General features: G+C 45.2%; 17 protein-coding genes. 4 read left to right on the top strand and 13 right to left on the bottom strand.

Going from position 1 to position 14,489, the window contains the following annotated elements; genetic code table 11:
* Positions 1-74: 74 nt before the first annotated feature.
* From acpS to rpoE, 11 genes are all read right to left on the bottom strand, one after another.
* A complete protein-coding gene (gene acpS, locus AB4154_RS18175) occupies positions 75-455 on the bottom strand; it encodes a holo-ACP synthase (protein WP_017059039.1) in 381 nt (126 codons plus the stop codon).
* Positions 456-524: 69 nt separating this feature from the next.
* Positions 525-1,262 (bottom strand): pyridoxine 5'-phosphate synthase, encoded by a 738-nt coding sequence (gene pdxJ / locus AB4154_RS18170; RefSeq protein WP_017059040.1) that lies wholly within the window; start codon positions 1,260-1,262, stop codon positions 525-527.
* Complete coding sequence (gene recO, locus AB4154_RS18165; RefSeq protein WP_019826299.1) at positions 1,259-1,987, bottom strand: DNA repair protein RecO; 729 nt, start codon at positions 1,985-1,987, stop codon at positions 1,259-1,261. The genes pdxJ and recO overlap by 4 nt, the downstream gene beginning before the upstream one ends.
* 102 nt (positions 1,988-2,089) lie before the next feature.
* Positions 2,090-3,061 carry a GTPase Era gene (gene era / locus AB4154_RS18160; RefSeq protein ID WP_017059042.1) on the bottom strand — a complete coding sequence of 324 codons (972 nt, stop codon included), beginning with the start codon at positions 3,059-3,061 and terminating at the stop codon, positions 2,090-2,092.
* Positions 3,054-3,731, bottom strand: coding sequence for a ribonuclease III (gene rnc / locus AB4154_RS18155; RefSeq protein ID WP_017066012.1), 678 nt, complete (start codon positions 3,729-3,731; stop codon positions 3,054-3,056). The genes era and rnc overlap by 8 nt, the downstream gene beginning before the upstream one ends.
* Before the next feature lie 26 nt (positions 3,732-3,757).
* Complete coding sequence (lepB, locus tag AB4154_RS18150) at positions 3,758-4,654, bottom strand: signal peptidase I (RefSeq protein WP_017068697.1); 897 nt, start codon at positions 4,652-4,654, stop codon at positions 3,758-3,760.
* A 97-nt stretch (positions 4,655-4,751) separates the two neighbouring features.
* On the bottom strand, positions 4,752-6,545 hold the full coding sequence (gene lepA / locus AB4154_RS18145; RefSeq protein WP_017059045.1) for a translation elongation factor 4: 1,794 nt from the start codon (positions 6,543-6,545) through the stop codon (positions 4,752-4,754).
* Positions 6,546-6,682: 137 nt separating this feature from the next.
* Positions 6,683-7,153 carry a SoxR reducing system RseC family protein gene (locus tag AB4154_RS18140; protein ID WP_372123739.1) on the bottom strand — a complete coding sequence of 157 codons (471 nt, stop codon included), beginning with the start codon at positions 7,151-7,153 and terminating at the stop codon, positions 6,683-6,685.
* Positions 7,150-8,112: a sigma-E factor regulatory protein RseB gene (gene rseB, locus AB4154_RS18135; RefSeq protein WP_017059047.1), complete on the bottom strand. Its 963-nt coding sequence runs from the start codon at positions 8,110-8,112 to the stop codon at positions 7,150-7,152. The genes AB4154_RS18140 and rseB overlap by 4 nt, the downstream gene beginning before the upstream one ends.
* Positions 8,109-8,732, bottom strand: coding sequence for a sigma-E factor negative regulatory protein (locus tag AB4154_RS18130; protein WP_017063205.1), 624 nt, complete (start codon positions 8,730-8,732; stop codon positions 8,109-8,111). Before AB4154_RS18130 ends, rseB begins: the two co-directional genes overlap by 4 nt.
* A 26-nt stretch (positions 8,733-8,758) precedes the next feature.
* Positions 8,759-9,337 (bottom strand): RNA polymerase sigma factor RpoE, encoded by a 579-nt coding sequence (gene rpoE, locus AB4154_RS18125; protein ID WP_008223963.1) that lies wholly within the window; start codon positions 9,335-9,337, stop codon positions 8,759-8,761.
* Positions 9,338-9,726: 389 nt separating this feature from the next.
* Between rpoE and nadB the strand changes: the two genes are divergently transcribed.
* Positions 9,727-11,343 carry an L-aspartate oxidase gene (gene nadB, locus AB4154_RS18120; RefSeq protein WP_017059049.1) on the top strand — a complete coding sequence of 539 codons (1,617 nt, stop codon included), beginning with the start codon at positions 9,727-9,729 and terminating at the stop codon, positions 11,341-11,343.
* Between the two features lie 135 nt (positions 11,344-11,478).
* Here the strand turns inward: nadB and AB4154_RS18115 are convergent, their stop codons facing one another.
* Complete coding sequence (locus tag AB4154_RS18115; RefSeq protein WP_372123736.1) at positions 11,479-11,898, bottom strand: protein YgfX; 420 nt, start codon at positions 11,896-11,898, stop codon at positions 11,479-11,481.
* Positions 11,846-12,106, bottom strand: coding sequence for a succinate dehydrogenase assembly factor 2 (locus AB4154_RS18110; RefSeq protein ID WP_004735374.1), 261 nt, complete (start codon positions 12,104-12,106; stop codon positions 11,846-11,848). The genes AB4154_RS18115 and AB4154_RS18110 overlap by 53 nt, the downstream gene beginning before the upstream one ends.
* 167 nt (positions 12,107-12,273) lie before the next feature.
* Here AB4154_RS18110 and ygfZ point away from each other — a divergent pair, with 167 nt between their 5' ends.
* The 3 genes from ygfZ (at position 12,274) to AB4154_RS18095 (ending at position 14,475) form a co-directional block, all read left to right on the top strand.
* The gene (gene ygfZ / locus AB4154_RS18105; RefSeq protein ID WP_372123734.1) at positions 12,274-13,245 is read left to right on the top strand and encodes a tRNA-modifying protein YgfZ; all 972 of its coding nucleotides are present in this window, start codon (positions 12,274-12,276) and stop codon (positions 13,243-13,245) included.
* Between the two features lie 4 nt (positions 13,246-13,249).
* The gene (locus tag AB4154_RS18100) at positions 13,250-13,711 is read left to right on the top strand and encodes an aminoacyl-tRNA deacylase (protein WP_372123731.1); all 462 of its coding nucleotides are present in this window, start codon (positions 13,250-13,252) and stop codon (positions 13,709-13,711) included.
* Positions 13,712-14,268: 557 nt separating this feature from the next.
* Positions 14,269-14,475 carry a DUF1107 domain-containing protein gene (locus AB4154_RS18095; RefSeq protein WP_004735370.1) on the top strand — a complete coding sequence of 69 codons (207 nt, stop codon included), beginning with the start codon at positions 14,269-14,271 and terminating at the stop codon, positions 14,473-14,475.
* Positions 14,476-14,489 lie beyond the last annotated feature (14 nt).

Here is a 14,489-nt window from a genome sequence, read left to right as displayed (position 1 = left end):
AAAGCAGAGCTCATGAGCTCTGCTTTTTTCTGTCTAGAGCCAAGAGCACTAGATATAAAGTCGCGATAATCTGTTTACGATTCGAGTAACACCGTTGCCACAGCGTAGTGACGCTCATCCGAGATAGTCAGATGAATCGATGTTGTGCCATTCGCCTCTGCGATTTCACGCGCTTTCTTGTGTAAGCTCAATACTGGCTTACCATGCTCATCGTTTGAAATCTCAAAGTCGTGGAAGGTAACACCCAGCGCAATCCCCGTACCTAACGCCTTAGATGCAGCTTCTTTAGCAGCAAAACGTTTTGCAAGGTAACGGCCTTTTTGCTTCAACTGTTGGAATACTTCAAACTCAGAATCCGTCAAAATACGCTGAGCAAAAGCGTCGCCACTTCGCGACAGCGCCTTCTCGACACGTTCGATTTCTGCGATATCTGTACCTAATCCAACAACTGCCATGTTTCCTCTACTACTTAACTTCTGTCTAATGATTAACTGTACATCGCTTAGTGCCGACGACTTGCCGAACTAAGCGTTGTTACGTGCTGTTTCCATGATTGCTTTCATGTCTGCAACGGCTTTGTTTAAGCCATCAAACACTGCACGTCCCATGATCGAGTGACCGATGTTCAGCTCGTAGATCTCTGGAAGTGCCGCAATCGGTGCTACGTTGTGGTAAGTCAGACCATGACCCGCATTGACTGTGATACCTAAGTCATCTGCATAGCTTGCGCCTGCTGCGATCTTCTTAAGCTCGTCTTGTTGATCTTCTTCTGTCTTAGCATCAGCATAGTGACCCGTGTGCAGTTCAATGAACGGTGCGCCACACGCTTTTGCAGCATCGATTTGCTCACGGTCAGCATCGATAAACAGAGATACCTTGATACCTGCTGCAGACAGTTTTTGTGTCGCCGCTTTGATCTTCTCTAGTTGACCAACTACGTCCAAGCCACCTTCAGTGGTTAGCTCTTCACGTTTTTCAGGAACCAGACAAACAAACTCAGGATTAGTATCGAGTGCAATTTGAACCATCTCGTCCGTTACGGCCATCTCCAAGTTCATGCGAGTTTGAAGTGTTTCAGCCAGAATACGCACATCGCGATCAACGATGTGACGACGGTCTTCACGCAGGTGAATAGTAATGCCATCTGCACCAGCACGTTCAGCGATTTCAGCTGCGTGTACTGGATCTGGGTATTTAGTACCACGTGCATTACGTAGTGTTGCAATATGGTCGATATTAACGCCTAAAAGGATTGAGCTCATTTTCCAATACTCCGTGCTCTGGAGAGGGCTATTGTTGGCATAAATAGCTCTCTACTTTTTAATGGTTTGCCGCCAAGATACGGCTTTAAGGCTATGCGTGTAAAGCGTTTTGCCGCTTTTAACTGCTCTTTAGTGATAAACCTACGTTCGCTGATTGCAATAAGTTCATCGCCCATAAAAGTCAGGTTATCTCGACGTACTGAAGCGATGAAACCTTTCTGCTCTCGATAGCGATAAGTCATGCTCGGATCAATCGCTTCGCCAGTGCCCGCGCAGTGTAAAAAGTCGACGCCGTAACCCATAGCAGATAATAGAGCCAGCTCAAAGCGACGCAGTGCTGGCTCAGGATTATCATTATGCGCCAGCTCTGTTAAAGCATGAAGATAGTCGTGAAAAAGTGCAGGCATCGGTACTTCCGCCATCAATACCCGACCGATAAGCTCGTTCACGTACATGCCTGAATACAGATTAATACCGGCGAGAGGGAGCCCCAAGCTGATGGGTTCAGCTTGGCGTAAGGTTTTCATCGAACCATTACCAGACCACTTAAGCAATAGCGGCGTAAAAGGTTGTAATGCACCTTTCAAATTGGAACGCTTGCTGCGAGCGCCTTTAGACATCAACGTCACCCGACCGAACTCTTCGCTGAAGACGTCCAAGATCAGGCTCGACTCACTGTATGGTCGACGGTGCAACACAAAGCATCGCTGTAACCCTTCGCTCAATCACTTACCCTTATTACAGATACAAAAAGAGAGAGTTCGCACTCTCTCTTGGATTTATCTTCAGTTCAACTTTCTTAATCTCAGAAAGTGACGTTCAATATATTATAGATCGTCGATGTAGCCTAACGAGCGAAGTGCACGCTCATCATCAGCCCAGCCAGATTTAACCTTGACCCAAGTCTCTAGGTAAACCTTACGGCCGAATAGCTCTTCCATATCGATACGCGCTTCACGACCAATCGTTTTGATCTTCTCGCCCGCTTTACCAATCACCATTTTCTTCTGGCCTGTACGCTCAACAAGAATCAGTGCATTGATGTGGAAGCCATCGTTATCTGGGTTGTAATCGAAACGTTCGATTTCAACCGTTACCGAGTAAGGTAGCTCGTCACCCGTAAAGCGCATCAGCTTTTCACGGATAATTTCAGAGGCCATAAAACGTTGCGAGCGATCAGTCACGTATTCTTCAGGGAAGTGGTGTGTCGCTTTAGGTAAATGTTCACGTACGTGCTTACGCAGTACATCAATATTTTTACCTTGCTTCGCTGAGATTGGCACTACATCAATGAAGTCCATCTTCTTAGAGACTTCCATCATGTGCTGCATCACGTTAGTACGGTCTTGAACGTTATCTACTTTGTTGATGCAAAGTACAACTGGGAAGTCAGTCTTCTTCAGTTTGTTCAGAACCATCTCATCGTCGTCAGTCCAGTGAGTACCATCGACAAGGAAGAATACTAGGTTTACATCACTCAATGAGCTGTTCGCCGCACGGTTCATCAAGCGGTTGATGGCACGCTTTTCTTCAATATGAAGTCCAGGAGTATCAACAAAGATCGCTTGGTAATCACCCTCAGTTTCAACGCCCATAATACGGTGACGTGTCGTCTGTGGTTTACGTGATGTAATAGAAATCTTCTGACCCAGAATATGGTTCAGAAGCGTCGACTTACCTACATTTGGGCGACCGACAATAGCGATGAAGCCACAGTGTTGGTTTTCCGGTAGGCCTGTTTTTTTGCTATCAGATGAAAAGAATGCATCGATATCGAAATCTTGGTTGTTATCAGACATTGCTTAGTTGCTCTAATGCTGTTTCAGCAGCCGCTTGTTCTGCCTTGCGGCGGCTAGTGCCTTTACCGATAACAGGTTTATCCACACCTGCCACTTCACACTCAACCGTAAACTCTTGGTTGTGTGCTTCACCTTTAATATTAGTCACTGTGTAGACAGGTAGAGGATTTCTTCGACCTTGCAAAAACTCTTGTAGGCGAGTTTTCGGATCTTTTTGAGATACTCCAGGCTGAATAGCATCTAGGCGAGATTGGTACCAGCTTAAAATAATGCCGCGAACCGTCTCGGTATCACTATCTAAATAGACAGCGCCGATGACCGCTTCAACCGCATCCGCTAGAATAGAATCACGACGGAAACCGCCACTCTTCAACTCACCTGGACCTAATTTTAAGTAATCTCCTAGTTCGAATTCACGACCTAGTTCTGCCAATGTATGACCACGTACTAATGTTGCGCGCATGCGGCTCATATCACCTTCGTTTACCTTAGGAAAACGGTGGTAAAGATCATCAGCGATAACAAAACTTAAAATTGAATCGCCCAGAAACTCAAGACGTTCGTTATGTTTACCTGCGGCGCTGCGGTGAGTCAGCGCCAAGTGGATAAGATCGGCATCATTAAACTGATAGCCAATCTTTCTCTCTAGTTTATCAATTGGAGAATTCATGCTCTCTCGATGTGTTATGTGATCGATTAATGAATCCCACCGATGCGATTAAAACGCACACCAGTAGGAATCCATGTTGGAAGTACACTGTCTGAACCGCGTTCGAATTCGAAGCTGATCCAAATAGCAACGGCCTTACCAACAAGGTTTGCTTCAGGGACAAAGCCCCAGTAACGGCTATCGGCACTGTTGTCACGGTTATCACCCATCACAAAGTACTGGCCTTCTGGAACGACCCATTCGTTAACACCATTGCGAGGCTGATATGCTTGCACACGATCGCGGCGCAATGGGTTAACTAAAATCTGGTGTTCTACGTCTCCAAGCTGTTCGTTCAGCTGAATCAGAGGCACACCATCTTGAATAAATTGGCTCTCTTCAACATTACTTAGTTTCACTGGTTCACAGCTACTTGTACCCTTCGCCTGAATGCAGATCTCTTTACGACTGCTGTAGCGAATGGTGTCACCTGGCATACCAACAACACGCTTGATGTAGTCGATGTTAGGCTGAGGTGGGTACTTAAATACGATTGAATCACCACGCTCTGGCTTGCCCGTTTCTACCAGTTGAGTGCGCCATACTGGGTCTTTTAGACCGTACGCGTACTTCTCTACCAAGATGAAGTCACCAACCAAAAGCGTTGGCATCATCGAGCCAGAAGGGATTTGAAACGGTTCATAAATAAATGAACGCAGAACCAAAACAAATGCAATTACCGGGAAAATGGACACACTGTTCTCAACCCACCAAGGTTGAGCCGTAACTTTTGCGCTAGTTTCAGCGTCTAGGCCATTCGATTGTGCTTCAACGTCAGCAAGCTTTTGCTGGCGCTTCTTCGCCCACACAAACTTTTCCAACGCCCATACAATGCCGGTCACTAGAGTTACGATCACTAAGATAAGCGAAAATGTATTAGCCATTGATATCCCTTAAATTTCATTTCTTTAAAAATAACGAAAGTGAAAGAGTAGCGAGCTACTCTTTCACTTTCAATTATTCGTTTAATGCTGGATAAAGTTAATCTTTGCCAACATGAAGGATTGCAAGGAAAGCTTCTTGAGGCAGTTCAACGTTACCGATCTGCTTCATACGCTTCTTACCTTCTTTTTGTTTCTTAAGAAGTTTCTTCTTACGACTGATATCACCACCGTAACATTTTGCGATTACGTTCTTACGCAGTTGTTTCACTGTAGAACGAGCAATGATGTGGTTACCAATCGCTGCTTGAATCGCGATATCGAACATCTGACGAGGGATGAATTCTTTCATCTTCTCTACCAGTAGACGACCACGAGACTGAGCAATATCTTTGTGCGTAATGATAGCTAGTGCATCAACTGTTTCGCCATTCAGCAGTACGTCTACACGTACCATGTTTGATGGCTCGTAACGTTGGAAGTTGTAATCCAATGATGCATAGCCGCGAGACGTTGACTTCAGACGGTCGAAGAAGTCTAGAACTACTTCTGCCATAGGAAGATCGTACGTCACAGCAACTTGGTTACCGTGGTAGACCATGTCTACTTGTACGCCACGCTTCTCAACACACAGTGTGATTACGTTACCTAGGTAATCCGAAGGTACCAGAATATTACAGCGTGCAATTGGCTCACGAATTTCTTCTAGGTCATTAACCGCTGGCAGTTTAGCCGGGCTATCAACGTAAAGAACCGTTTTATCTGTTTTTACAACTTCATACACTACTGTTGGAGCAGTTGTGATTAGGTCTAGGTCGTATTCACGCTCTAGACGCTCTTGGATGATCTCCATGTGAAGCATTCCTAAGAAGCCACAACGGAAACCAAAACCAAGTGCTGCTGAACTTTCTGGTTCAAAGAACAGTGATGCATCGTTCAGGCTTAATTTGCCTAACGCGTCACGGAAGTTTTCGTAGTCATCAGATGATACAGGGAATAGACCAGCGTATACCTGAGGCTTCACTTTTTGGAAACCAGGTAGACGTTCAGTGCTGCCGCCTTTTGCAAGCGTCAACGTATCACCAACCGGTGCACCTAGGATGTCTTTAATACCACAAACAACCCAACCTACTTCGCCAGTATTTAGCTCTGTAGTATCGATTTGCTTAGGCGTGAAGATACCTAGACGGTCAACACCCCATACTTGGTCTGTCGACATTACTTTGATCTTATCGTTCTTCTTCAGCTTACCGTTTTTGATACGAACCAAAGAAACTACGCCAAGGTAGTTATCGAACCAAGAGTCAATGATCAACGCTTGTAGAGGCGCTTCAGGATCACCTTCCGGTGGCGGGATTGCCGTCACGATGTTTTCTAGAACATCATCAACACCCAAACCTGTTTTCGCAGAACAGCGAGTCGCTTCCATCGCATCGATGCCAACGATCTCTTCGATTTCTTCAGCAACACGTTCTGGTTCAGCAGCTGGTAGGTCAATCTTGTTCAAGATTGGCACTACTTCCAGTTCCATTTCGATTGCTGTGTAACAGTTTGCTAGAGTTTGTGCTTCAACACCTTGGCCAGCATCCACTACAAGTAGTGCGCCTTCACAAGCCGCTAGAGAACGAGATACTTCGTAAGAGAAGTCTACGTGTCCAGGAGTGTCGATAAAGTTAAGTTGGTAAGTTTCACCATCTTTAGCTTTGTAATCTAAAGTCACACTCTGCGCTTTAATTGTAATACCACGCTCGCGTTCTATATCCATAGAATCGAGGACTTGAGCTGCCATCTCACGTTCACTTAATCCTCCACAAACTTGGATTAAGCGGTCAGAAAGGGTCGACTTACCGTGGTCGATGTGGGCGATAATCGAAAAATTACGAATGTGCTTCATAGGCTTGGTGTGACTAAACTCTTTGAATAGGGATAATAAGAAAGCCGCGACGCGTCCAATCTACAGTCAGCATTGGTGGCGGCATTTCAATCAAGTTGGCAGATTCTACCCAATTTAAGGGCAAGAAGCATCATAAATTAGACGAGAGACTCACCTAGGATTCGAATCAAGACGACTTCTTGCTTGGATTTGTCTTCCATGGGTTTGGCTAACCGCTTCGCTAAGGCAATCCCACCAGCAGTAAACAGTGCTGCACTTAAGATAACAATGCCCTCGCCCCTCTGGAGTAAGGGTTGTAACAAGAGTTGCCCAAAACCAGCACCAATCATCAACATGAAAAGTGGGATGAGATAAACAATCGCCGCCGACTGAAGTAGGCTTTTTTCTGGAAAGCCAATTTCTACGATTTGTCCAGCTTTGACTAAGCTTTTGGTTTTAAGCTGCCAAAACAAAGATTTATTGCCAACAGCCTTGGTCACAATACCCGTACCGCAGTTTTTTTGAGAAGAACAGCTGCTACAACTGGTTTGTTGTTCGCAGCTCAATTGAACAAAGTATTGCTTACCTTTTTGTTCAACCGAGCTAACGGTCGCCAGCGCGGTCATCATTGCGCTTGTACCGATTTATTAAATGTAACTGACTGAGCAATACGTTTTGCAGTTGCCGGCGGAATGTCACCAACCACAGAGATCTCTTTATCGCCAATCACTAAGCTGTGCAAGGTTCTACGCCCTTGACGCACCAGCTGCCCTTTCAATGAATGCTCATCTTTTTCCGCGATATAAACCGAAAAGTTAAACAGTCCATCACTGAAAAGCTGACTTTCAACCATTTTATCGGTCGCAGCCATTTGATAGCGGCTAAGCTCTTTTGATTTAAACCCTTCAGGAATCCACGACGCTTGCCAGTTAGTTTCACTCACTAAGCCTTCCGGTAATGATAAAACTTTCGGCAATTGAGCTTGGCTCAAGCCACCCATAGCCTCAGCAATCTTATCGTTCACCACGTAAGAGATAGTGCGGTACTGTTCAAGCACTTCGCCATCACGATCCAAAAGGTCGGCACGCAAAGGAAGATTCGTTTTTTCGTCTACCCAAACCACGTAAGAGTAGCGAAGGCCATCTTTCGGCACGACACGCAGCACTTGAGTGGTGCTACCTGCTTCACGAGAGCGACCAACTTTCACAAAGTCGTAGTACTGATTCAGAGATTCGATATCTCGATTAATCATCGGAATAACAGGCGCAACCATGCTGCCTGACTGAATAGTAAATGGCTCTGTACCCGGCTCGATGTAGCTAACTTCGTTGCCACGTCGAATGACTTCACGAACAGGGCCGCTTAGATAAACAAGGTGTGCAAGTTGTTGGTCGTCGTTAACCGCATGGCGATAAACAAGAGGCTCAATACTGCTCTTCTTTATCAAAATGTAGGAGAGTTCGTAATTTAGATGCTGACTGGCCTCGTTCATTTGATGCAACAAGGCCTTTGCAGTGGTTTCCTCTGCAAAGGCTGTTGGAGACATCAAGCTGAACAGTGTCAGTGCACTGACCAGGATTTTCTTCATTCAATGTCCGATTCTAGATGTGCATCTTGCATTGGCGATGCATCACTGTTTAATCTTAGCTGCAGCTCATAATCTTCTAACAATGCATGAACGCGTTTGCGCTGCTCTTGCAAGTTAGCTTCAGATGCTGGTTTCTCAACAGAGTCACGCGTTAAACTTACTGGTTCCGCAGAACCGGCAAATGGAATCGTCTGGAGTACAGGCAACTGCTCTGGTGCTGCAGGGTCGCTACCACCATATTGTTGAACACCTAATACAACGGCTAATGAAACACACGCTGCCACGGCAACTTGTCCAAACTGTTGTAACCACGCCGGAAGCTGACGCTTCGCTTGCTGAGGTTTAGGTTGCTCTTCAATTGGAGCAACAGTAGGTTCAACATTCACTTGGTGCAGGTTCGACATTGAACCATGTGCAGGCTCGTTCTCAAGCGCTGCCGCTACACTATTAGCAATGTTCCACTCTGGAGTTTCTGGCGAATCCCCACGCATAACATCACCAATTAAATGGTAACTCTGCCAAGTATCCATGCTTTCTTGATCAGATTCTAGATCTACAATGAGAGCTTTATCGATCGTTTCACCATCCATGAGTGCCGAAAGCTTTTCTTTATCAGCCATTATTTTCACCATAATTATTACAAGTTCTAGCGTTGCAAAAGAGGTTTGATTTTCTTTTCCACCGCTTCACGAGCTCGGAAAATACGCGAACGTACGGTTCCTACAGGGCAATCCATTACTTCTGCAATCTCTTCGTAGCTCAAACCTTCGAGCTCTCGCAACGTCATTGCAGTTTTTAAGTCTTCTGGTAGCGCTTCAATCGCTCCAAAAACAACTTGTTTCAATTCTTTAGACAGCGTTAAGTTCTCAGGGTTCGATATTTCTTTTAACGCGCTGCCTGTTTCGTAATATTCTGCATCTTCTGCATCTACATCGGTTGCTGGCGGCCTACGGCTTTGGGCAACGATATGATTTTTAGCGGTGTTCACGGCAATTCGGTATAACCATGTATAGAAGGCACTCTCGCCACGAAAGTTAGGTATCGCGCGGTAAGCTTTAATAAAAGCTTCTTGTGCTACATCAGGTACATCACCGGAATTATTCACGTATCGAGAGATAAGATTACAAACTTTGTTTTGATACTTAACCACTAGTAAGTTAAATGCCTGCTTATCTCCACTCTGAACTCGCTCAATCAACACTTGATCGGTTAGCTGCTCGTTCATTCGAGCGGGTACTCCTATTGTTATAACCCTCACCTTCACAGATATGGGTACTAATTATGCGAAATGTAGTATTGACACCACCGTCTACAAGAGCACTATTGTGACTAAGCCAAATACCGAAAGTTCCAACTTTCTTAAAATTATTTGCCATTATTGTTTCACAATGTGATGTAATAAAAATAGCTATCCCTATCAATTTGGGGAAACTTGAGCAAAAGCAATGGTATTGAGCAATTAAATATTTCTAGATAGCTGTCTATATATTGATTTTGCATAGCGTTTAAGGATGACTCCGGAGAGATTATAACAGTCTTAGCCAAACTCCTAAAACAAGACAAAGTCAATTGAGAGTGGACAACTCGACTATAGCCCGGGATTTAATAAGTTTTATGAACGCAAACCGTGAACATCAGTGTGATGTATTAGTGGTAGGAAGTGGTGCGGCAGGCTTGTCATTAGCCTTACGCGTAGCAGAACATGCAAAAGTAATTGTATTAAGCAAAGGACCACGCAGCGAAGGATCGACGTATTACGCACAAGGTGGTATCGCCGCGGTGTTCGATGAGTCGGACAGTATTGAGTCTCATGTAGAGGATACTCAAATCGCTGGGGCTGGGTTATGCGAAGAAGATACAGTTCAATTCATTGCTGAAAATGCGAAAGAGTGTGTGCAATGGCTGATTGATGGTGGTGTTCCATTTGATAAAGATGAGAACAGCACAGAAGGCCAACCAAAATATCACCTCACTCGTGAGGGTGGCCACAGTCACCGCAGAATTCTGCACGCTGCCGATGCAACTGGCATGGCGATGCAAACCTCACTACAAGATAACGTCAACAACCACCCAAATATCGAGATCTTCGAGCGCCACAATGCGCTGGATTTGATCACGGAAGATAAGATTGGTGGTTCAAAAGACAAGGTGATCGGTGCCTACATTTGGAACCGTAACCAAGAACATGTTGAAACCGTGCGCGCTAAGTTTGTTGTATTAGCAACAGGCGGCGCTTCAAAGGTTTACCAATACACCTCTAACCCAGATGTTTCTTCAGGTGATGGTATTGCTATCGCTTGGCGTGCGGGTTGTCGTGTGGCAAACCTTGAGTTCAACCAGTTCCACCCAACTTGTTTATTCCACCCAGAAGCGCGTAACTTCCTACTAACGGAAGCACTGCGTGGTGAAGGTGCTTACTTGCGTCGTCCAGATGGTTCTCGCTTTATGAAGGACTTCGATGAGCGCGGTGAACTGGCGCCACGTGATGTGGTTGCTCGTGCAATTGACTTCGAAATGAAGCGCTTAGGTGCCGACTGTATGTATGTTGATATCAGCCACAAGCCTGAAGAATTCATCACAGCGCACTTCCCGATGATCCATACTCGCTTGATGGACTTGGGCATCGACATGACCAAAGAGCCGATCCCTATCGTACCAGCCGCTCACTACACGTGTGGTGGTGTCATGGTGAATAAGCAGGGTCAAACCGACCTAACGAACTTGTATGCGATTGGCGAAGTGAGCTACACCGGCTTACACGGTGCAAACCGAATGGCTTCTAACTCACTGCTTGAGTGTGTGGTTTACGCATGGGCAGCAGCAAAAGATATCGTTGAGAACATCGACCAATCTCAACTGTGCGCTGAACTGCCAGCATGGGATGAAAGCCAGGTCACCAACAGTGATGAAGAAGTTATCATTCAACACAACTGGCACGAACTGCGCCTATTCATGTGGGATTACATGGGCATTGTTCGAACGGATAAACGACTAGAGCGAGCATTGCGTCGCATTCAGATGCTGCAACAAGAAACTCATGAGTACTACAGCTACTTCAAGGTTTCGAATAACCTATTAGAACTGCGTAACTTGCTACAAGTGGCAGAGCTAATGGTTCGTTGTGCAATGCAACGTAAAGAGAGCCGCGGCCTCCACTACACGTTGGATTACCCTGAACTTGCAGAAGACAGTGGCCCAACGATTCTGACGCCAGAGAAACGCCAATCATAATAATTGGTTAAACGTGCTTAGCGAATTAGCCGTCAGCGGAAAATGATTAAACGAAAGGGAGCCGAGTGCTCCCTTTTCTTTTGTCTAACGCTTTCTTTTATCTAATACTTTCTTTCATCGAATAGTTTGGCTTCTCTAGCGCGCTCGTTGTAAGTTCGCCAGAAAATAGCGATATTCTCGCTCGCAACAGCTGTCCCGCCAAAGCAGTACCGAGTGCCCACATTCAAACTGCAATTTAACGAAGAACTGCGCCCAGATCTTATCAACGGACTTGAGTCGGTAAGTTCGGTCATTGAGTCGAATATCACCATCCTCTCTGTAATCAAAACGCCCATAGACACTATTTAGAATCACATGATTGTTTCTGAACAAGCGGATCATTAAAGCTAAGCAATAAAGGCTGGCGGCAAGTGGAATAGAAGACAGGACGATGAAAAACAAAAGGCACCCAAAAATAGTGCCTTTTGCAAATAATGCGGAATACGAAGGGTTAAGCTGAAGCTTAACGAACCTTGCTGAGGTTGTGTGCGACAATTTTATCAACCATTGATGCATGGCCTAGGTTTTCACTGCGTCCGTGGCCCATTACCCAAGTAAACAAATCTGGATCATCACACTCTAATAGAGAAACAAACTCGCGCTGTTCCTGCTCTTGCAATGAATCAAAACACTCTTCGAAAAATGGCATGATGACTACATCAAGTTCTAACATGCCGCGACGGCAACCCCATTTAATTCGTGCTTTCTGCTCTGCAGTGTACATTGGCTATCCTCACCTATAATTTTTCTTTCTCGGAGTGTAACAAGTCATACGCCCTGTAACTACTATGTGAGTCACAGTCCCTATCTAAGCTCACAAAAAAACCTAGGCTGACAAAGAAACAGAACCGGATTAACATAGAGCCAAGTAAAATTCTTAGGAAAGATAAAATGGATTGGAAAAACACATTTCAGCCACTCGCTCATACGCAAAATGAATCGCTTCCAGAACTGATGATGACACACGTGTCAGACTGGAGCGCAATCACCATGATAGGCGATGACAAAAAGTCGTACCTACAGGGTCAAGTAACGTGCGATGTCGTCACTCTTCCTAATGATGAATCCACGTTAGGCGCGCACTGTGATGCAAAAGGAAAGGTATGGAGCATCTTCCGCCTGTTCCATCACAATGGCGGTTACGCACTCATGCAGCCTAAATCTGCGATTGAAGTAGAGCTGGTCGAAATCAAAAAATACGCCGTGTTCTCTAAGGTTGATATCGAGCAAACGACAGATGTTGTTATCGGTGTGATGGGCGCGTCTGCGGATCAATATATTGATTCAATTTCAGAAGGCCAAGGTAACGTGCGTGCTATCTCTGGTGGCACAGCGGTTAAAGTCTCAGACAATCGCTGGGCGTTGCTTATTACGGAAGAAGTTGCTGCAACTTTAGTCTCAAGTAGTTCAGCAGAAAAAGTATCAGAAGCACTTTGGCAGTATTATGAAATTCTTGATGCTCAGCCTAACCTATCGAAAGCAGAGCAAAACGAGCACATCCCTCAAGCGCTTAACCTGCAAGCGATTGGCGGTATCAGCTTTTCAAAAGGCTGTTACACAGGTCAAGAAACGGTTGCTCGTGCTAAGTACCGTGGCATGAACAAGCGTGAGATGCGCATTGTGTCGGGCACAACTGCGGACGTGCTGTCGTTAGAAAACCCTATTGAACTGGAACGTAGTGTGGGTGAGAACTGGCGTGGCGCAGGCCGACTATTAAACGTCTATCAATTTGCTGATAACCGAGCGATTGGTTTGATGGTACTGCCAAACAACCTTGATGACGATGTTCAGCTGCGACTGACCGCGCAGCCTGATCAAACATGGAATATCCTGCCACTGCCGTACAGCCTTGACGACGAGTAACCACGTGGAAACGCAGATTACACAATGGCTGGATCAACAGCAGGTGAATTATCGCCTGCTGATGCAAAGCAAGCCAACCACCAGCATTGAAGAAACTGCACAAGAGCGAGGCATCGACGCCTCTCTAATGGTGAAGTGCATCCTGCTCAAGGATATGGGCAACCAGTATGCGTTAGCCTGTACTGCTGGCGATCGCTCTGTCGACCCCAAGAAAGTACGCTCGGTACTGAATTGCCGTCGAATGACCTGCGTGTCGCTCGCTGATGTTGAAGCGATCACCGGTTTTAAAGTGGGTTGTGTTGGTCCGCTCGCTCTCAAGAGACACATGCCGATCATTTTTGATCCTTCCATCCAAAACAACTCGACCGTAACCATTAGCTCCGGCGACCGAATGGCTGGCGTTGCGCTGGATCTCAATGATCTTATGGCGCTATGTGCACCGACCGTCGCGGACATCAGTCGATGATCGTTTAGATCATGCTTCGCAAACTTCATTTTAATATTTCATTGAGTACATTTTTAGTGTGAACCTCGTCATAAGAAGAACACACCATTAATAAATAGTTACTCAAAATAAAAGCATAAGTAGTCACAAAGTTAAATTTGCGTTATTGTAAATTTACTGACTAGCTATTAAGCAAATCAGTGCAAGTGAATCCACTGAGTAACATCAGTATCCACTTTTGTGTAATGCATCTGTGACTATTCGCCCGTTTTAGACGGGCTTTTTTTTGTCCGAAATTTACAATTTGATTACACAAACAAAAAAATCCCGCCTATTCTTATACTTGTAACATTATCACTGCTTAATACTGAACAGAAAAGTTCACGGCAGTTCACTACTCAGTATTATTTTGGGGAGGAGCTCACGTAAAAATAGATATTTACTGAAGAAAGTGCTTAGAACAGCACAAATATCTAATTAACGTCAACGCTACTGCATATAACTCCATGCTTATCACAATTATTATCTCGGAGTTTTTCTATAATATGCAGGCTAGGTAAATATAAGGATAATTAAGAATGAGACTGTTTAAGCGCTATACACCGAGTATGATTGCTAAACATGTAAGTCGACTTTTCAAAGGACGAATCTACATTTACGGCGTAGGAAAATTTGAGTTTGATAACGGTAAACTCGTGCTGCCAGACCGAGCAGAAAGGCGTCACTTTCAAACGGTAAAAGAAATAAATAGTGAAATCATGAAACTGCGCTGCGCATACGCATGACCTGATTATCTACA

The organism is Vibrio sp. 10N.286.51.B11, from assembly GCF_041469245.1.
Taxonomy (GTDB): Bacteria; Pseudomonadota; Gammaproteobacteria; order Enterobacterales; family Vibrionaceae; genus Vibrio; species Vibrio crassostreae_C.
Note: the sequence above shows the minus strand (reverse complement) of the source record. Positions and strands in the feature narration are given on the sequence as shown.